Raw genomic sequence first — 16,284 nt, 5'->3', positions numbered from 1 at the left:
GAATCCGTTACTTCTTGATCGCGCGACGGGGACCCTTGCGGGTACGTGCGTTGGTACGCGTGCGCTGACCGCGCACCGGCAGGCCACGACGATGGCGCAGGCCACGGTAGCAACCAAGATCCATCAGACGCTTGATGGCGATACCCACCTCGCGACGCAGATCACCTTCGACAATGTACTTGCCGATCTCGTGGCGGATTTTCTCCACCTCACCCTCGCTGAGGGACTTGATCTGGGTGGTGGGAACCACACCAGCATCCGCGCAGACCTTTTTGGCCCGGCTGCGGCCGATACCGTAAATGCTCTGCAAACCAACCCAGACATGCTTCTGGACCGGCAAATTGACACCCGCGATGCGCGCCATGATGTTCTTTCTCCGATGCGTTTCGTGCGCGGTAAACGCGCAATTCTAACCTGAATTACACTGCCGGGAAAGCCCTGCGGCACCGCGGTGCCGCCACCTCCCGACTTCGAACCCGACACACGCAGCTCAACTGCGGCGAAGGTTGGCCTTCTTGAGCAGACTTTCGTACTGATGACTGACCAGATGCGCCTGGATCTGCGACGTGAAGTCCATCACCACCACCACCACAATCAGCAGCGAGGTGCCGCCGAAATAGAACGGTACGTGCCAGAAGCTCTGCATGAACGACGGCACCAGGCACACCAGCACCAGATACAGAGCGCCCACACCGGTCAAGCGCGTCATTACCGCGTCGACGTAACTGGCCGTGGCCCGACCCGGACGGATGCCCGGAATCAGCGCACCTGACCGCTTGAGATTGTCGGCGGTCTCATCGGCGTTGAAGACGATCGCCGTATAGAAGAACGCGAAACCAATCACCAGGATCGAGTACACGATGTCGTACAACGGCTCGCCCGGATTCAGCGACTGCGTCAGTTCCTGTAGCCAACGTGACTGGTGACCGGTACCGAACCAGGTGATCGCCGTTGCCGGGAACATCAGCAGGCTGGACGCGAAGATCGGCGGGATCACACCCGACATGTTGATCTTCAGCGGCAGGTGCGAGCTCTGGTTCTGGTAAGCGTTCTGACCGCCGCCGCGTCGCGCGTAATTCACGGTGATGCGCCGTTGCGCACGCTCCATGAACACCACGAACGCCGTGACCGCCAGGACCAGCCCGAACACCATCAACAGCTTCAGCACCGTCAGCTCGCCGTTGTTGGCCATGCCCAGCGTATGCACCACCGCTTCCGGCAGGCCGGCAACGATACCGGCGAAGATCAGCAGCGAGATGCCGTTGCCGATACCGCGCTCGGTCATCTGTTCGCCCAACCACATCAGGAACATGGTTCCCGCGGTCAGCCCGATCACCGATGCCATGATGAAGCCGAAGCCCGGGTGGTAAACCACTGGTGCCCCGCCGGCCGCCACCTGCTTCTGCAGCGCCACCGCGATACCGAACGACTGGAACAACGCCAACCCGACCGTGCCGAAGCGCGTGTACATGGTCATCTTGCGCTTGCCGGACTCGCCTTCCTTGCGCAGTGCCTGCAGGCTGGGTACGACCGACCCCATCATCTGGATCACGATCGACGCGGAAATGTACGGAATCACGCCCAGCGCGAACACCGAGAACCGCTCCAGCGCGCCGCCCGAGAACATGTTGAACATGTCCATCAGGCCATTGCCGTTGACCAGGCTGGTCATCGCCGCCGGATTGACGCCGGGCACCGGAATGAACGAGCCCAGGCGGAACACCACCAGGGCGCCGATCACGAAGAAGATGCGCTGACGAAGCTCCGTCAGCTTGCCGAGCTTGCCGAGTGCATTGCCCTTGGCTGCAGCCACCGTCTTACTCCACGCTGCCGCCGGCCGCCTCGATGGCTGCCTTGGCGCCGGCGGTAGCCAGCAGACCTGACAGCTTCACCGCGCGACCGATCTCGCCCTTCAGGACGACCTTGACCTTCTTGGCGCGACTGTTGATCAGGCCAGCCTGATGCAGCGCGACGACGTCGATCACGTCAGCCTTGAGACTGGCCAGCTGGTACAGGAACACTTCCTGGCTGCCGACCTTCAGCTTGGAACGGAAACCGACCTTCGGCATCCGGCGGTTCAGCGGCATCTGGCCGCCTTCGAAACCGTACTTGTGGGTGCCGCCCGCACGGGCATGCTGACCCTTGTGACCGCGACCGGCGGTCTTGCCCAGGCCCGAACCGATACCGCGACCGACGCGCAAACGCGTCTTGTGCGAACCGGCGGCCGGCTTGATGTCATTCAGACGCATGATGATTACTCCTCGACCCGGACCAGGTAATAGACCGTGTTGATCAGGCCACGAACCTGCGGGCTGTCCTTCAATTCGCGGACATCATTGAGCTTGCCCAGACCCAGCGCCTTCACGCTGAGACGGTGACGCGCCTGCACGCCGCGCAGGCCCTTGACCAGGCGCACGCGCACGGTCTTGTCGGCGGTTGCTTGAGACTTAGCCATTGCCGAGCACCTCTTCCAGTGTCTTGCCACGCTTGGCGGCGATCTTCTTGGGCGAGGCGACCGCCTGCAGACCCTTGATGGTGGCGCGCACCAGGTTGATCGGGTTGCGCGAGCCGACCGCCTTGGCCAGCACGTTCTTGACGCCAACCACTTCCAGCACGGCACGCATGGCGCCGCCGGCGATCACGCCGGTACCTTCGGAAGCGGGCTGCATGTAGACGCGGGCCGCACCATGGTTGGCCTTGATGGCGTACCACAGCGTGCCGTTGTTCAGTTCGATGTTCACCATCTGGCGGCGGGCGCGCTCCATCGCCTTGGAAATGGCCACCGGCACTTCACGTGCCTTGCCATAGCCGAAGCCGACCTTGCCCTCGCCGTCGCCGACAACCGTCAGCGCGGTGAAACTCATTTGGCGGCCACCCTTGACGGTCTTGGCCACGCGGTTGACGGCAATCAGCTTTTCGAGCAGGCCGTCCGAATTTTCGCGATCGTTAGAAGACATGTTCTATCCGTATGCCCGACAAACGGGACTTTGCTTGCGGCTGAGCCGCTTGGAGTTGTAGGTGTTGCTTGCGGCATCGGCACGCCGGAGGCACTGCCGAACCAGGTGTCGCTTTCTTAAAACTTCAGACCCGCTTCGCGAGCAGCTTCGGCCAACGCCTTGATACGCCCGTGATAGCGGAAACCGGAGCGGTCGAATGCCACCGACTCGATACCGGCAGCCTTGGCGCGCTCGGCCACAGCCTTGCCCACCGCCGCGGCAGCGGCCAGGTTCTTGGTGCCCTTCAGGCCTTCGGCCACGGACTTCTGCAGCGTCGAGGCAGCTGCCACCACGTTGGTACCCGACGCATCGAACACCTGCGCGTACAGATGCTGGCCGGTGCGATGCACCGACAGGCGCGCAACCGCCAGCTTGCGGATGTGCGAGCGGGTGGACTTGGCGCGGCGCAGACGACTTTCGTTCTTGTTCATCGTTATATCTCCAGGAAGCGGATCGACTTGCATGAGTGTTAGCGAATCGCCCTGCTCTTTTGAGGAGTGCGGCCATGAATGGCCGCTTTCCTCACGCAGGGAAAGCGTACTAACCCACTTAAGCCTTCTTGGCTTCCTTCATCGTGATCTTCTCACCGGCATAGCGGACGCCCTTGCCCTTGTACGGCTCGGGCGGACGGAAGCCGCGGATCTTGGCGGCCACCTGGCCGACGCGCTGCTTGTCGCTGCCCTTGATCAGGACTTCGGTCTGCGTCGGCGTCTCGATGCTGATGCCTTCGGGCGCATCAAACACCACCGGATGGGAAAACCCGAGGCTGAGGTTCAGCGACTTGCCGGTCATCGAAGCGCGATAACCCACGCCGACCAACTCCAGCTTGCGCTCGTAACCGTCGGAAACGCCCTTGACCATGTTGGCCAGCAACGCACGCGCGGTGCCGCCGAACATGTCATCAGTACCTTCGGCGAGGCTGATGGTGGCAACGCCGTTGTCCACCGCCACCGAAACACCCGGCAGATGATGAACGGACAAGGTTCCCTTCGGGCCCTTGACCGAAATGTTCTCGGCACCCACGACCAGTTCCACGCCCTTGGGCAGGGTAATCGGCTGTTTGGCTACTCGTGACATGATCGACTCCTTATGCCACTTGGCCGATGACTTCGCCGCCCAGACCCTTGGCACGGGCCTGCGCGTCGGTCAGCAGACCGGCGGAAGTCGAGATGATGGAAATGCCCAGACCGCCCAGCACCTTGGGCAGCTCGTCCTTGCCGCGATACACACGCAGGCCGGAGCGGCTGACACGGGAAATGGTCTCGATGGCGGGGGCGCCGTCGAAGTACTTGAGTTGAATCTCTAGTACCGGCTTGCCCTCCTCGGCGGAGGTCTTGAGATCGAGGATATAACCCTCGTTCTTGAGAAGGTTGGCGATCGCCACCTTCAACTTCGACGACGGCATACGAACGGTCGGCTTGCCCATGGCCTGGGCATTGCGGACGCGCGTAAACAGATCGGCGATGGGATCAGTCATGCTCATGAAAACATCCTTCAGAGTGCACCGATATCCGATAAAACCGGAAATCAATCAGATTGTGAGCCAGCATGGAAGCCGGCCTGCGTTGCGCAGACCGCCGACTATATCAGCTTTACCAGGTTTTAGCGAATCTCGATGCGGTAGTCGCATCAGCGATGGCGACATGCCAGCGCGTGGCTCGACGTCGGGGCGGAATGCCCCGACGTCGGCTCAATCAAATTACCAGCTGGCCTTGCGCAGACCCGGCACGTCGCCACGCATGGTCGCTTCACGCAGCTTGTTGCGACCCAGGCCGAACTTCGCGTAGACGGCACGCGGGCGGCCGGTCAACGCGCAGCGCGTGCGCTGGCGTACCGGGCTGGCGTCGCGCGGCAGCTTCTGCAGTTTGCCCTGGGCGTCCATCTTCTCTTCATAAGAAGCGGTGGCGCTCAGTACGATCGCCTTCAGTTCGGCGCGCTTGGCGGCGTACTTCTGGACGAGTTTGGTCCGCTTGATATCGCGGTTCACCATTGATGTCTTGGCCATGGATAACGCCTATCAGTTGCGGAACGGGAAGCTGAACGCGGCCAGCAAGGCCTTGGCTTCGTCATCGGTCTTGGCGGTGGTGGTGATGGAAATATCCATACCGCGCAGCGCGTCGACCTGGTCGAAATCGATCTCCGGGAAGATGATCTGTTCCTTGATGCCGAAGTTGTAGTTGCCACGGCCGTCGAATGCCTTCGCCGACACGCCGCGGAAGTCGCGCACGCGGGGCAGCGAGATGTTGATCAGACGGTCCATGAACTCCCACATCTGGGCGCGGCGCAAGGTGACCTTGCAACCGATCGGCCAGCCGTCGCGGATCTTGAACGAGGCCACGGAAACGCGCGCCTTGGTCGTGATCGGCTTCTGGCCCGAAAGCTTGGCCATATCGGCCACGGCATTCTCCAGCACTTTCTTGTTGCCGGCCGCTTCGCCCACGCCCATGTTCAGCGTGATCTTGGTGATGCGGGGAACCTGCATCACGTTCTGGTAGCCGAACTGCTCGGTGAGCTTCGCCACTACCTGCTCTTTATAAAACTTTTCAAGGCGCGTCATGATCGTGTTCCTTACGCGTCCACGACCTCGCCATTCGAACGGAACACGCGGACCTTGCGCCCATCTTCGAGCGTTTTGGTGCCGACGCGTTCACCCTTGTTCGTGGCGGGGTTGAACAGCTGCACATTGGAGAGATGGATCGAAGCTTCACGCTCGACGATACCGCCAGCCTGGTTGGCCTGCGGGTTCGGCTTGGTGTGGCGCTTGACCAGATTCACGTTGGAGACGAACACGCGCTCGCCTGCAACACGCAGCACATCGCCGCGTTGGCCCTTGTTTTTGCCGGTGATCACGAGGACCTGATCACCTTTACGGATACGGTTCATGTCTTGACTCCGCTCAGAGCACTTCAGGCGCGAGGGAGACGATCTTCATGAACTTCTCGCTGCGCAGCTCGCGGGTAACCGGCCCGAAAATACGGGTGCCGATCGGCTCGAGCTTGTTGTTGAGGAGGACCGCTGCATTGCCGTCGAAACGGATCAGCGAACCATCGGGACGGCGCACGCCCTTGGCGGTACGAACCACCACGGCGCTGTACACCTCGCCCTTCTTTACCTTGCCGCGGGGAATCGCATCCTTCACGGTGACCTTGATGACATCGCCGATCGCGGCGTAACGGCGCTTGGAGCCACCGAGCACCTTGATGCACATCAGTTCCTTCGCGCCGCTGTTGTCCGCTGCGGAGAGCGTGCTTTGCACCTGAATCATGTCTGCACCCTCCCTTAGACGCTGGCGCGCGTGATGATTTCGACCACACGGTGATGCTTGGTCTTGGACAACGGACGGCACTCGGCGATACGTACGAGATCACCTTCGTTCGCACCCAGGTCGTCCTGCGCATGCAGCTTGGTCGAACGACGGATGATCTTGCCCAGCAGCCAATGCTGCACCTGGCGCTCGACCAGCACGGTGACCGTCTTGTTCATCTTGTTGCTGGTGACGCGACCCTCGAGGGTACGCGCCTGCTTCGCTTCTGCTTGAACTTCTTGATTGTTGGCGCTCATCTCGGCCGTCCCTTACTTCTTGCCGCCGAGCACGAACTTCGTGCGGGCGATGTCACGCCGAACGCGGCGAAGCTGGTGCGGCTGAGTGAGCTGGCCGGAACCCTTTTGCATGCGCAGGTTGAACTGCTCCTTGCGCAGGTCCAGCAGGTGCTGCTTCAACTCGTCGGCCGACTGGTTATTGATATCTTTGCTGGCCATCACATCACCGCCCTGGTCACGAACTGGGTCTGCACGGACAGCTTCGCCGCCGCCAGACGGAACGCTTCACGCGCCGTGGTCTCGTCGAGACCCTCGATCTCGTAAAGCATGCGGCCGGGCTGGATCTGGGCAACCCAGAACTCGACGCTGCCCTTGCCGGCGCCCATACGCACTTCGATCGGCTTCTTGGTGATCGGCTTGTCGGGGAACACGCGGATCCACAACTTGCCGCCACGCTTGACGTAGCGCGTGATGCAACGACGGGCGGCCTCGATCTGACGCGCGGTGATCGCACCGTGCGTGATCGCCTTTAGGCCGTACTCGCCGAAACTGACGAGGTTGGCGCACTGGGCCAAGCCGTCGTTGCGGCCCTTGAACTGCTTGCGGTATTTGGTTCGCTTAGGTTGCAACATGGCAACTCTCCTTACTTCGCAGACCGCTCGCGGCGGCCGTCACCGGCCTCGCGACGCGAATCATTACGACGACCTTCGCCACCCTCGCGGCGCGGCTGCGACGACTCGTCCTTCGACTCCTGGGTGGCCGCGGCGAGATCGAAGATTTCGCCCTTGAAGATCCACACCTTGATGCCGATGATGCCGTAGGTGGTTTTCGCCTCGGCAAAGCCGTAATCGATGTCGGCGCGCAGCGTATGCAGCGGCACGCGACCTTCGCGGCTCCATTCGGAACGAGCGATCTCGGCACCGTTCAGACGACCGGACACGTTGATCTTGACGCCCAGCGCACCGAGGCGCATCGCGTTGCCGACCGAGCGCTTCATCGCGCGGCGGAACATGATGCGGCGCTCCAGCTGCTGCGCGATCGACTCGGCAACCAGCTGCGCGTCGAGCTCGGGCTTGCGCACTTCGCTGACGTTGATGTGCGTCGGGACGCCCATCATGTCGCTGACTTCCTTGCGCAGCTTCTCGATATCCTCGCCCTTCTTGCCGATCACCACGCCCGGACGGGCGGTGTGGATCGTCACGCGTGCGGTCTTGGCCGGACGCTCGATCTGGATTTTCGAGATGCCGGCCTGGGCCAGCTTCTTCTTCAGCATGTCGCGAACCTTGATGTCAGCCACGAGATACGTGGCGTAATCGCGCTTGTTCGCATACCACTTCGAGTTCCAATCCTTGGCAATGCCGAGGCGGATACCGGTGGGATGAACTTTATGACCCATCGTCTATATCCTCGGTCAGTTGCCAACAACCACAGTGATGTGGCTGGTGCGTTTCAGGATGCGCGAACCGCGGCCCTTGGCCCTGGCGTACATGCGCTTCATCGCCGGACCCTCGTCGACGAAGATGCTGGACACCTTCAGCTCGTCAACGTCGGCGCCGAGATTGTTCTCGGCATTGGCGACGGCCGAAAGCAGCACCTTGCGAACGAGGTGTGCGGCCTTCTTGTTGGTGTAGGTGAGCACGTCGCTGGCCCGGCCCACGGGAAGCCCGCGGACGAGATCAGCCACCAGGCGTGCCTTTTGCGCCGAGATGCGGGCGCCACGCAGGATCGCTTTGGCTTCAGTGCTCATCACTTACCCTTCTTGTCGCCGACATGGCCCTTGAACGTACGGGTCACCGCGAACTCGCCGAGCTTGTGCCCGACCATGTTCTCGTTGATCAGGACGGGCACGTGCTGACGGCCGTTGTGGATGGCGATGGTCAAGCCGACCATTTCCGGCAGGATCATCGAGCGGCGCGACCAGGTCTTGATCGGACGCTTGTTGTTGGCGGAAACCGCAGCTTCCACCTTCTTTACGAGGTGAAGGTCGACGAACGGACCTTTCTTCAGAGAGCGAGGCATGTCGGTTTCCTGTTACTTCGTACGACGACGCACGATGAACTGCTGCGTGCGCTTGTTGTTACGGGTCTTGTAACCCTTCGCCGGCGTGCCCCACGGGCTGACCGGATGACGACCACCGGAGGTCTTGCCTTCACCACCGCCGTGCGGATGGTCGACCGGGTTCATCACCACACCGCGAACGGTCGGGCGGATACCCAGCCAGCGCTTGGCGCCGGCCTTGCCGAGCTTCTTCAGGCTGTGCTCGCCGTTGCCGACCTCACCGATGGTGGCGCGGCAATCGACCGAGACGCGACGCATTTCGCCGGAGCGAAGACGCAAGGTGGCGTAGCCGGACTCGCGGGCCACCAGCTGCACCGAGGCGCCGGCGCTGCGGGCAATCTGCGCGCCCTTGCCCGGACGCAGCTCGATGCAATGGATCGTGCTGCCCATCGGGATGTTGCGCAGCTGCAGGCAGTTGCCGGCCTTGATCGGCGCGTCGCGACCGGACACCAGGCGATCGTCCACCTGCACGCCCTTGGGCGCGATGATGTAACGACGCTCGCCATCGGCGTAGCACAGCAGCGCGATGTGCGCGGTGCGGTTCGGATCGTATTCGATGCGCTCGACGCGGGCGGCGATGCCTTCCTTGTCACGCTTGAAATCGATGATGCGGTAATGCTGCTTGTGACCGCCGCCGCGATGACGCACGGTGATGCGGCCATGATGGTTGCGACCGCCGCTGCGGGACTGCGACTCGGTCAACGCCGCGTACGGCGCACCCTTGTACAGGCCTTCCGTCTTGACGCTGACGGCGTCGCGACGGCCTGGCGAGGTCGGCTTGTGGTTGATTAGTGCCATCTCAAAGAACTCCTGGCTCAGGCCTTGGCGGACACGTCGATGGTCTGGCCATCGGCAAGACGCACATAGGCCTTGCGCTTGCCCTGGCGGCTGCCAGCGCGGAAACGGAAGGACTTGACCTTGCCTTTCGTGTTGACGAGGTTCACCTGCTCGACTTTCACGTCGAACAACTTCTCCACGGCAGCGCGGACATCGGCCTTGGTTGCCGCGGGGGCAACCACGAATACGTACTGGTTGTGCTCGGCCAGACGCGCCGATTTCTCGGAAATGTGCGGCGCGCGCAGCGTATCGAGAATGCGTTCGTTGTTCATGCCAGCCACTCCTCGATCTTCTTCACCGCATCGACCGTCACCACTACGTGGTCGGAGCCGACGAGGCTGACGGGGTTCAGGCCCATCACGTCCAGCACATGGATATAGGGGATGTTGCGCGCGGCCAGAAACACCGACTCGGACGCATCTTCGGACACCAGCAGCACGCGACCGGAAACGTCCAGCTCGGCCAGCTTGGCAACCATCGCGGAGGTCTTCGGCGTTTCGATGCCGAAGCTCTCGACCACCTTCAGGCGATCCTGACGAATCAGCTCGGAGAAAATCGAGCGGATCGCCACGCGGTAGGCCTTGCGGTTGACCTTCTGCTCGTAGCTGCGCGGCTTGGCGGCAAACGTGACACCGCCACCAATGAAGATCGGAGCGCGGTAATCGCCGTGACGGGCGCCGCCGCCCTTCTGCTTCTTGAACTTCTTGGTGGTACCGGACATCTCGCCACGCGAGAGCTGCGCCTTCGTACCGGCGCGGCCGGCGGCCTGATAGGCCACCACGACCTGATGAACCAGGGCCTTCTTGTACTCACCGCCGAACACTTCGTCGGACACGCTGAGCGACTTGGCACCAATGACATTGAGTTCCATGGCGTCTCTCCTCAGCTCTTCGTCGTCGGGCGGATGATGACGTCGCCACCGGTTGCACCGGGGACCGCGCCCTTCACCGCGATCAGATGACGCTCGGCGTCGACCTTGACCACTTCCAGACCCTGCTGCGTGCGGTTGACCGCACCCATGTGACCGGCCATCTTCTTGCCCGGGAAAACGCGACCCGGGGTCTGGCGCTGACCGATGGAACCCGGCGCGCGATGCGACAGCGAGTTACCGTGGGTAGCGTCACCCATCTTGAAGTTCCAGCGCTTGATCGTGCCCTGGAAACCCTTGCCCTTCGACACACCGGCAACATCGACGATCTGGCCGACGCTGAACACCTCGTCCGCCTTGATGTCGGCACCGACGCTGTACTTGCCGAGATCATCGGCGGACACGCGGAATTCCCACAAGCCGCGACCCGGCTCGACCTTTGCCTTTGCGTAATGACCCTTCAGCGGCTGGGTCAACAGGTTCGCGCGCTTGGTGCCCGCTGCAACCTGGACGGCGCTGTAGCCATCGTTATCTTCCGTCTTCAGCTGGGTCACGCGATTCGGGGTCGCTTCGATCAGCGTCACCGGAATCGAGCGGCCATCTTCAGTGAAGAGGCGACTCATGCCGCATTTGCGGCCAACCAATCCGATACTCATCTTCGTATCCTGTCTGTCGCTCAACCGAGCTTGATCTGAACATCGACGCCAGCGGCGAGATCAAGCTTCATGAGCGCGTCCACGGTTTTGTCGTTCGGGTCGACAATGTCGAGTACACGCTTGTGCGTGCGGGTCTCGTACTGATCGCGCGCATCCTTGTCCACATGCGGGGACGTGAGGATCGTGTAGCGCTCGATCTTGGTCGGGAGCGGGATCGGGCCGAGTACCGTTGCGCCAGTGCGCTTGGCGGTCTCGACAATCTCGCTGGCCGAGCGGTCGATCAGTCGGTGATCGTATGCCTTCAGCCGAATCCGAATCTTCTGGTTCGCCATAACCGTGTCCTGTTGTCGAAAGAACGTAATGTGAAACGGAACGGCTTCTCACCGATCCGCACAACCTGTTTCTGCACCACATCGGGGCCGCAAACACGCCGCCCCAAATTCGAAAAGCCCAGGCGAACGTTGACGGCTCGCCTGGACCAGCATTTGCCTTCGCGCAAAAAAACCGATCATCGGCCATGCCTTTGATCGAGTGAGATTGCGAGGGCCGTCCTCGGCCAGCGAACTCGAAACACTTCCTGTGTCTCATTTCGCGGTAGATCGACGAAAACCATGTCCGTCGATAAGCAAGCTGCGAAGTATATCTGCAAACTTCCGCTTAGTGAAGCCCCCTCGACATTTCAGTCGATGGGAACCTGCGCGGGAATGCACACGAGGCCGCGCAAGGCGGCCTCGTGATTGACGGCTTTACTTGATGACCTTGGCCACCACGCCGGCGCCGACGGTGCGGCCGCCTTCGCGAATGGCGAAACGCAGGCCTTCGTCCATCGCGATCGGGTGGATCAGGCTCACCACCATCTTCACGTTGTCGCCCGGCATCACCATTTCCACGCCCTCGGGCAGCTCGCAAGCGCCGGTGACGTCGGTGGTGCGGAAGTAGAACTGCGGACGATAGCCCTTGAAGAACGGGGTATGACGGCCACCCTCGTCCTTGCTCAGCACATAGACTTCGGCTTCGAAGTCGGTGTGCGGGGTGATCGTGCCCGGCTTGGCCAGCACCTGGCCACGCTCCACGTCGTCACGCTTCAGGCCGCGCAGCAGCAGACCGGCGTTGTCGCCTGCCTGACCCTGGTCCAGCAGCTTGCGGAACATTTCCACGCCGGTGACCGTGGTCTTCTGCGTGTCGCGGATACCGACCACTTCGACTTCGTCGCCGACCTTGATGATGCCGCGCTCGATACGACCGGTGACGACCGTGCCGCGACCGGAGATCGAGAACACGTCCTCGACCGGCATCAGGAACGGCTTGTCGATGGTGCGCACCGGCTCCGGGATGTAGCTGTCCAGCGCGTCGACCAGCTTGATGATCGCCGGCACGCCGATTTCGCTCTGATCACCTTCCAGCGCCTTCAGCGCCGAACCGTGGATGATCGGGGTGTCGTCGCCCGGGAAGTCGTACTTGGAAAGCAGCTCGCGCACTTCCATCTCGACCAGCTCGAGCAGCTCGGCGTCGTCGACCATGTCGGCCTTGTTCAGGAACACCACGATGTACGGCACGCCGACCTGACGCGACAGCAGGATGTGCTCGCGGGTCTGCGGCATCGGGCCGTCAGCGGCCGAGCACACCAGGATCGCGCCGTCCATCTGCGCCGCACCGGTGATCATGTTCTTCACATAGTCCGCGTGGCCCGGGCAATCGACGTGCGCGTAGTGGCGCACCGGCGATTCGTATTCCACGTGGGCGGTCGAGATCGTGATGCCGCGCGCCTTCTCTTCCGGCGCCGCGTCGATCGCGCTGTAGTCCTTGAACTCGCCACCGAAGCGCTCGGCACCAACCTTCGTCAGTGCGGCCGTCAGCGTCGTCTTGCCGTGATCCACGTGACCAATCGTGCCGACGTTGACGTGCGGCTTGGTGCGTTCGAATTTACCCTTTGCCATGACTCAAACCTCGAAAGAACTGTTATTCGGAAAAATTATCTGCAGAGCGGAACCGCCCTGATCAGGCCTTGTGCATGACCTGCTCGGCGACGTTGCTCGGCGCTTCGGCGTAATGGTCGAATTCCATCGTGAACGTGGCGCGTCCCTGGGTCAGCGACCGGATCGTGGTGGCATAACCGAACATCTCGCCCAGCGGAACCTCGGCGTTGATGGTCTTGCCCGACGGCGTGTCTTCCTGGCCGGTGAGCATGCCGCGACGCTTGCTGATGTCGCCCATCACGTCGCCCATGTAGTCCTCGGGCGTCACGATCTCGACCTTCATGATCGGCTCCAGCAGCACCGGACTGGCCTTGGCGAAGCCCTGCTTGAACGCCATCGATGCCGCCAGCTTGAACGCCATTTCCGACGAGTCGACGTCATGGTACGAACCGAAGACCAGCTTCACCTTGACATTGACCACCGGGAAGCCGGCGAGCGGGCCGCTGGTGATGGTTTCGCGCAAGCCCTTCTCGACCGAAGGAATGAATTCCTTCGGAATCACGCCACCGGTGATGTCGTTGATGAACAGGAAGTCGTCCTTGATCGTGGCGGCGAGCTTCTCGTCCGCACGGTCCTCGGCACTGATCGGCGACATCTCGATGACGACATGGCCGTACTGGCCCTTGCCGCCCGACTGCTTGGCGTGCTTGTAATCGGACTTGACGTCGCTGGAACGGATCGTCTCGCGATACGCCACCTGCGGCTTGCCGACGTTGGCTTCGACGTTGAACTCGCGGCGCATGCGGTCGACCAGGATGTCCAGGTGCAGCTCGCCCATGCCGGAGATGATCGTCTGGCCGGATTCCTCGTCGGTACGCACGCGGAACGACGGATCCTCAGCTGCCAGGCGACCCAGCGCGATACCCATCTTTTCCTGGTCGGACTTGGTCTTCGGCTCCACCGCCATCGAGATCACCGGCTCGGGGAACGACATGCGCTCCAGCGTGATGATCTGGTCCTGCGCGCACAGCGTGTCACCCGTGGTCACGTCCTTCAGGCCGACCGCGGCGGCGATGTCGCCGGCGCGCACTTCCTTCAGTTCGTGACGCTCGTTGGCGTGCATCTGCAGGATGCGGCCCACGCGCTCCTTCTTGCTCTTGACCGGGTTGTAGACGGCGTCGCCGGAGTTCAGCGTGCCCGAATAGACGCGGAAGAACGTCAGCGAACCGACGAACGGGTCGGTCATGATCTTGAACGCGAGCGCGGAGAACGGCGCGGCGTCATCAGCCGGGCGCGAGGCCTCGTTCTCGTCCTCGTCGATACCGGCAACCGGCGGACGATCGGCGGGCGACGGCAGCAGCTGCACCACCGCGTCGAGCATCGCCTGGACGCCCTTGTTCTTGAACGCCGTACCGCAGTAGACCGGGATGATTTCGTTGGCCAACGTACGCTGACGCAGGCCGGCGATGATCTCGCTCTCGCTGAGGTCGCCGCCTTCCAGGTACTTGTTCATCAGCTCTTCGGTGGCTTCGGCAGCCGACTCCACCATGAAGGCGTGAGCTTCGGCAGCCTTGTCGGCCAGTTCGGCCGGGATCTCCCGGTATTCGAACTTCATGCCCTGGGTTTCCATGTCCCAGATCACGGCCTTCATCTTGAGCAGGTCGACCACGCCCTCGAAGCCGTCCTCGGCACCAATGGGAACCTGCATCGGCACGGCGTGCGCACCGAGGCGCGCCTTCAGCTGGCCGACGACCTTGTCGAAATTGGCACCGGTGCGATCCATCTTGTTGACGAACGCCAGACGCGGCACTTTGTACTTGTTGGCCTGACGCCAGACCGTCTCGGATTGCGGCTGCACGCCACCGACCGCGCACAGCACGAACACGGCGCCATCGAGCACGCGCAGCGAGCGCTCCACTTCGATGGTGAAGTCAACGTGTCCCGGGGTGTCGATGATGTTGAAGCGGTGTTGGGGCAGCGAGCCGTCCATGCCCTTCCAGAACGCCGTCGTTGCCGCCGACGTGATGGTGATGCCGCGCTCCTGCTCCTGCTCCATCCAGTCCATCGTGGCCGCGCCATCGTGCACTTCGCCAATCTTGTGACTGACGCCCGTGTAAAACAGGATGCGCTCCGTGGTCGTGGTCTTGCCGGCATCGATGTGAGCCATGATGCCGAAGTTGCGGTAGCGTTCGAGGGGAGTGGTGCGTGCCATTGATATTTACCTGTGTCGGGCTGCCTGCCCTGGTTTGTGACAGCCATCCGGGCCGTTGCGCTTATGAATATCCGGCCTGGATGCCGGCTGGCTTGCCCCATCGTGACGATGCGGCTTTTGGATAACCGACGGTCCGGCAATGATGCCGGACCATCTTCGCCGTCGTGGCGACGGCTGAATCATCAAGGCCCACCATCTGTGGCGGGTCGGTCGTCGCCGTCATCGATGACGGCGCAAACCACTTACCAGCGGTAGTGCGAGAACGCCTTGTTGGCTTCCGCCATGCGGTGCGTCTCTTCGCGCTTCTTGGCGGCGCCGCCGCGGCTTTCAGAAGCCTCCAGCAGCTCGGCAGCCAGCTTGCGCGGCATCGAGGTCTCGCCGCGCTTGCGGGCGGAGTCGATCACCCAGCGCATGGCCAGCGCCATGCGGCGGCCCGGACGCACTTCAACGGGCACCTGGTAGGTGGCACCACCGACGCGACGGGACTTCACTTCGACCGCCGGAGCGATGTTGTTCAGCGCCTTCTCGACCAGAGCCACCGGCTCGGCATTCTTTTCGCCAATGTGCTGCAGCGCGCCGTAGACAATGCTTTCGGCGACCGACTTCTTGCCGCTCTTCATCACCATGTTGATGAAACGGGCGATCAGCTGGCTGCCATGCTTGGGATCCGGCAGGATCAGACGGGCGGGATGTGAACCTTTACGCGACATGTTTGTTGTCCGTTATTTTCGCGGACATTCCTGCCCGCCTGTAAAGCGGCCAGCGAGGGCCGCGCGACATTATTTCTTCGGGCGCTTGGCGCCGTACTTCGAGCGCGATTGACGGCGCTTGGTGACACCGGCGCAGTCCAGGCTGCCGCGCACCGTGTGGTAACGCACACCGGGGAGATCCTTGACGCGACCGCCGCGGATCAGCACCACCGAGTGCTCCTGCAGGTTGTGGCCTTCACCACCGATATAGCTGATCACCTCGAAACCGTTGGTGAGGCGCACCTTGGCAACCTTGCGCAACGCCGAGTTCGGCTTTTTCGGGGTGGTCGTGTAAACGCGCGTGCAGACGCCGCGACGCTGCGGGCTGCTCTGCAGGGCCGGCGACCCGCTCTTGTAGGTCTTGGGGCTGCGGTTTTTGCGCACCAATTGATTGACTGTCGTCATGCGAAGCTGTTCCTGAAAACATAAAGGCAGCCCGAATAAGCTCGGTC

At 62.2% G+C, this 16,284-nt stretch carries 27 protein-coding genes; all 27 read right to left on the bottom strand.

Translation table 11 applies throughout. The features are described from left to right. Positions 1-7 precede the first annotated feature (7 nt). Entirely contained in the window at positions 8-364 is a 357-nt protein-coding gene (gene rpsM, locus ACFPK0_RS05455) for a 30S ribosomal protein S13 (protein ID WP_007082195.1), read from the bottom strand. Positions 365-490: 126 nt separating this feature from the next. Beyond that, positions 491-1,813, bottom strand: a complete 1,323-nt coding sequence (gene secY, locus ACFPK0_RS05450; RefSeq protein WP_007082194.1) for a preprotein translocase subunit SecY — start codon at positions 1,811-1,813, stop codon at positions 491-493. A gap of 4 nt (positions 1,814-1,817) precedes the next feature. Next, positions 1,818-2,255 (bottom strand): 50S ribosomal protein L15, encoded by a 438-nt coding sequence (gene rplO / locus ACFPK0_RS05445; protein WP_193385306.1) that lies wholly within the window; start codon positions 2,253-2,255, stop codon positions 1,818-1,820. Further along, on the bottom strand, positions 2,255-2,455 hold the full coding sequence (gene rpmD / locus ACFPK0_RS05440; protein ID WP_040671001.1) for a 50S ribosomal protein L30: 201 nt from the start codon (positions 2,453-2,455) through the stop codon (positions 2,255-2,257). Before rpmD ends, rplO begins: the two co-directional genes overlap by 1 nt. Beyond that, the gene (gene rpsE, locus ACFPK0_RS05435; RefSeq protein ID WP_007082191.1) at positions 2,448-2,957 is read right to left on the bottom strand and encodes a 30S ribosomal protein S5; all 510 of its coding nucleotides are present in this window, start codon (positions 2,955-2,957) and stop codon (positions 2,448-2,450) included. Before rpsE ends, rpmD begins: the two co-directional genes overlap by 8 nt. Positions 2,958-3,073: 116 nt before the next feature. Beyond that, positions 3,074-3,427: a 50S ribosomal protein L18 gene (gene rplR, locus ACFPK0_RS05430; protein ID WP_007082190.1), complete on the bottom strand. Its 354-nt coding sequence runs from the start codon at positions 3,425-3,427 to the stop codon at positions 3,074-3,076. A gap of 118 nt (positions 3,428-3,545) precedes the next feature. After that, complete coding sequence (gene rplF, locus ACFPK0_RS05425) at positions 3,546-4,073, bottom strand: 50S ribosomal protein L6 (RefSeq protein WP_377338931.1); 528 nt, start codon at positions 4,071-4,073, stop codon at positions 3,546-3,548. A gap of 10 nt (positions 4,074-4,083) precedes the next feature. Next, positions 4,084-4,479, bottom strand: coding sequence for a 30S ribosomal protein S8 (gene rpsH / locus ACFPK0_RS05420; RefSeq protein ID WP_056080647.1), 396 nt, complete (start codon positions 4,477-4,479; stop codon positions 4,084-4,086). A gap of 216 nt (positions 4,480-4,695) precedes the next feature. Next, positions 4,696-5,001, bottom strand: a complete 306-nt coding sequence (gene rpsN / locus ACFPK0_RS05415) for a 30S ribosomal protein S14 (RefSeq protein ID WP_007082187.1) — start codon at positions 4,999-5,001, stop codon at positions 4,696-4,698. A 12-nt stretch (positions 5,002-5,013) separates the two neighbouring features. Then, positions 5,014-5,556, bottom strand: coding sequence for a 50S ribosomal protein L5 (gene rplE / locus ACFPK0_RS05410; protein WP_193385304.1), 543 nt, complete (start codon positions 5,554-5,556; stop codon positions 5,014-5,016). Positions 5,557-5,564: 8 nt separating this feature from the next. Next, positions 5,565-5,879: a 50S ribosomal protein L24 gene (rplX, locus tag ACFPK0_RS05405; RefSeq protein WP_007082185.1), complete on the bottom strand. Its 315-nt coding sequence runs from the start codon at positions 5,877-5,879 to the stop codon at positions 5,565-5,567. Between the two features lie 13 nt (positions 5,880-5,892). Next, complete coding sequence (rplN, locus tag ACFPK0_RS05400) at positions 5,893-6,261, bottom strand: 50S ribosomal protein L14 (RefSeq protein WP_007082184.1); 369 nt, start codon at positions 6,259-6,261, stop codon at positions 5,893-5,895. A 14-nt stretch (positions 6,262-6,275) separates the two neighbouring features. Continuing rightward, positions 6,276-6,557, bottom strand: coding sequence for a 30S ribosomal protein S17 (rpsQ, locus tag ACFPK0_RS05395; RefSeq protein WP_007082183.1), 282 nt, complete (start codon positions 6,555-6,557; stop codon positions 6,276-6,278). Positions 6,558-6,569: 12 nt separating this feature from the next. Next, on the bottom strand, positions 6,570-6,755 hold the full coding sequence (gene rpmC / locus ACFPK0_RS05390) for a 50S ribosomal protein L29 (RefSeq protein ID WP_007082182.1): 186 nt from the start codon (positions 6,753-6,755) through the stop codon (positions 6,570-6,572). Next, a complete protein-coding gene (rplP, locus tag ACFPK0_RS05385) occupies positions 6,755-7,168 on the bottom strand; it encodes a 50S ribosomal protein L16 (RefSeq protein ID WP_007082181.1) in 414 nt (137 codons plus the stop codon). The genes rpmC and rplP overlap by 1 nt, the downstream gene beginning before the upstream one ends. 11 nt (positions 7,169-7,179) lie before the next feature. Next, positions 7,180-7,932, bottom strand: coding sequence for a 30S ribosomal protein S3 (gene rpsC / locus ACFPK0_RS05380; RefSeq protein WP_007082180.1), 753 nt, complete (start codon positions 7,930-7,932; stop codon positions 7,180-7,182). A gap of 15 nt (positions 7,933-7,947) precedes the next feature. Then, a complete protein-coding gene (rplV, locus tag ACFPK0_RS05375) occupies positions 7,948-8,283 on the bottom strand; it encodes a 50S ribosomal protein L22 (RefSeq protein ID WP_007082179.1) in 336 nt (111 codons plus the stop codon). Continuing rightward, the gene (gene rpsS, locus ACFPK0_RS05370) at positions 8,283-8,555 is read right to left on the bottom strand and encodes a 30S ribosomal protein S19 (protein WP_007082178.1); all 273 of its coding nucleotides are present in this window, start codon (positions 8,553-8,555) and stop codon (positions 8,283-8,285) included. Before rpsS ends, rplV begins: the two co-directional genes overlap by 1 nt. 12 nt (positions 8,556-8,567) lie before the next feature. Then, complete coding sequence (gene rplB / locus ACFPK0_RS05365; RefSeq protein ID WP_007082177.1) at positions 8,568-9,392, bottom strand: 50S ribosomal protein L2; 825 nt, start codon at positions 9,390-9,392, stop codon at positions 8,568-8,570. 17 nt (positions 9,393-9,409) lie between these two features. Then, positions 9,410-9,703 carry a 50S ribosomal protein L23 gene (gene rplW, locus ACFPK0_RS05360; protein ID WP_007082176.1) on the bottom strand — a complete coding sequence of 98 codons (294 nt, stop codon included), beginning with the start codon at positions 9,701-9,703 and terminating at the stop codon, positions 9,410-9,412. Further along, positions 9,700-10,302, bottom strand: coding sequence for a 50S ribosomal protein L4 (gene rplD, locus ACFPK0_RS05355; RefSeq protein WP_007082175.1), 603 nt, complete (start codon positions 10,300-10,302; stop codon positions 9,700-9,702). The genes rplW and rplD overlap by 4 nt, the downstream gene beginning before the upstream one ends. 11 nt (positions 10,303-10,313) lie before the next feature. Beyond that, positions 10,314-10,955, bottom strand: a complete 642-nt coding sequence (gene rplC, locus ACFPK0_RS05350; protein ID WP_056080653.1) for a 50S ribosomal protein L3 — start codon at positions 10,953-10,955, stop codon at positions 10,314-10,316. A 20-nt stretch (positions 10,956-10,975) separates the two neighbouring features. After that, positions 10,976-11,287: a 30S ribosomal protein S10 gene (gene rpsJ, locus ACFPK0_RS05345; protein WP_007082173.1), complete on the bottom strand. Its 312-nt coding sequence runs from the start codon at positions 11,285-11,287 to the stop codon at positions 10,976-10,978. Between the two features lie 414 nt (positions 11,288-11,701). Beyond that, positions 11,702-12,892 (bottom strand): elongation factor Tu, encoded by a 1,191-nt coding sequence (tuf, locus tag ACFPK0_RS05340; protein WP_377338923.1) that lies wholly within the window; start codon positions 12,890-12,892, stop codon positions 11,702-11,704. Between the two features lie 61 nt (positions 12,893-12,953). Continuing rightward, positions 12,954-15,083: an elongation factor G gene (fusA, locus tag ACFPK0_RS05335; RefSeq protein ID WP_377338921.1), complete on the bottom strand. Its 2,130-nt coding sequence runs from the start codon at positions 15,081-15,083 to the stop codon at positions 12,954-12,956. Between the two features lie 242 nt (positions 15,084-15,325). Continuing rightward, a complete protein-coding gene (gene rpsG / locus ACFPK0_RS05330; protein ID WP_007083022.1) occupies positions 15,326-15,793 on the bottom strand; it encodes a 30S ribosomal protein S7 in 468 nt (155 codons plus the stop codon). 69 nt (positions 15,794-15,862) lie between these two features. Continuing rightward, positions 15,863-16,237 (bottom strand): 30S ribosomal protein S12, encoded by a 375-nt coding sequence (rpsL, locus tag ACFPK0_RS05325; RefSeq protein ID WP_007083021.1) that lies wholly within the window; start codon positions 16,235-16,237, stop codon positions 15,863-15,865. Between the last annotated feature and the right edge of the window lie 47 nt (positions 16,238-16,284).

The organism is Rhodanobacter ginsenosidimutans (assembly GCF_042655685.1).
Classification (GTDB): Bacteria; Pseudomonadota; Gammaproteobacteria; order Xanthomonadales; family Rhodanobacteraceae; genus Rhodanobacter; species Rhodanobacter ginsenosidimutans.
This window is presented reverse-complemented; position numbering and strand designations above follow the sequence as displayed.

Excerpts from the sequence above, each read along its gene's own strand:
- rpsN (WP_007082187.1), bottom strand. The coding sequence starts at position 5,001 with ATGGCCAAGACATCAATGGTGAACCGCGATATCAAGCGGACCAAACTC.
- rpsG (WP_007083022.1), bottom strand. The coding sequence starts at position 15,793 with ATGTCGCGTAAAGGTTCACATCCCGCCCGTCTGATCCTGCCGGATCCC.
- rplX (WP_007082185.1), bottom strand. The coding sequence starts at position 5,879 with ATGAACCGTATCCGTAAAGGTGATCAGGTCCTCGTGATCACCGGCAAA.
- rpsS (WP_007082178.1), bottom strand. The coding sequence starts at position 8,555 with ATGCCTCGCTCTCTGAAGAAAGGTCCGTTCGTCGACCTTCACCTCGTA.
- rplB (WP_007082177.1), bottom strand. The coding sequence starts at position 9,392 with ATGGCACTAATCAACCACAAGCCGACCTCGCCAGGCCGTCGCGACGCC.
- rpmC (WP_007082182.1), bottom strand. The coding sequence starts at position 6,755 with ATGGCCAGCAAAGATATCAATAACCAGTCGGCCGACGAGTTGAAGCAG.
- rplW (WP_007082176.1), bottom strand. The coding sequence starts at position 9,703 with ATGAACAACGAACGCATTCTCGATACGCTGCGCGCGCCGCACATTTCC.
- rpsH (WP_056080647.1), bottom strand. The coding sequence starts at position 4,479 with ATGAGCATGACTGATCCCATCGCCGATCTGTTTACGCGCGTCCGCAAT.
- rpsJ (WP_007082173.1), bottom strand. The coding sequence starts at position 11,287 with ATGGCGAACCAGAAGATTCGGATTCGGCTGAAGGCATACGATCACCGA.
- rpsL (WP_007083021.1), bottom strand. The coding sequence starts at position 16,237 with ATGACGACAGTCAATCAATTGGTGCGCAAAAACCGCAGCCCCAAGACC.
- rpsE (WP_007082191.1), bottom strand. The coding sequence starts at position 2,957 with ATGTCTTCTAACGATCGCGAAAATTCGGACGGCCTGCTCGAAAAGCTG.
- rplN (WP_007082184.1), bottom strand. The coding sequence starts at position 6,261 with ATGATTCAGGTGCAAAGCACGCTCTCCGCAGCGGACAACAGCGGCGCG.
- rpsM (WP_007082195.1), bottom strand. The coding sequence starts at position 364 with ATGGCGCGCATCGCGGGTGTCAATTTGCCGGTCCAGAAGCATGTCTGG.
- rpmD (WP_040671001.1), bottom strand. The coding sequence starts at position 2,455 with ATGGCTAAGTCTCAAGCAACCGCCGACAAGACCGTGCGCGTGCGCCTG.
- rplC (WP_056080653.1), bottom strand. The coding sequence starts at position 10,955 with ATGAGTATCGGATTGGTTGGCCGCAAATGCGGCATGAGTCGCCTCTTC.
- rplF (WP_377338931.1), bottom strand. The coding sequence starts at position 4,073 with ATGTCACGAGTAGCCAAACAGCCGATTACCCTGCCCAAGGGCGTGGAA.
- rplD (WP_007082175.1), bottom strand. The coding sequence starts at position 10,302 with ATGGAACTCAATGTCATTGGTGCCAAGTCGCTCAGCGTGTCCGACGAA.
- rpsQ (WP_007082183.1), bottom strand. The coding sequence starts at position 6,557 with ATGAGCGCCAACAATCAAGAAGTTCAAGCAGAAGCGAAGCAGGCGCGT.
- rpsC (WP_007082180.1), bottom strand. The coding sequence starts at position 7,932 with ATGGGTCATAAAGTTCATCCCACCGGTATCCGCCTCGGCATTGCCAAG.
- fusA (WP_377338921.1), bottom strand. The coding sequence starts at position 15,083 with ATGGCACGCACCACTCCCCTCGAACGCTACCGCAACTTCGGCATCATG.
- tuf (WP_377338923.1), bottom strand. The coding sequence starts at position 12,892 with ATGGCAAAGGGTAAATTCGAACGCACCAAGCCGCACGTCAACGTCGGC.
- rplV (WP_007082179.1), bottom strand. The coding sequence starts at position 8,283 with ATGAGCACTGAAGCCAAAGCGATCCTGCGTGGCGCCCGCATCTCGGCG.
- rplP (WP_007082181.1), bottom strand. The coding sequence starts at position 7,168 with ATGTTGCAACCTAAGCGAACCAAATACCGCAAGCAGTTCAAGGGCCGC.
- rplR (WP_007082190.1), bottom strand. The coding sequence starts at position 3,427 with ATGAACAAGAACGAAAGTCGTCTGCGCCGCGCCAAGTCCACCCGCTCG.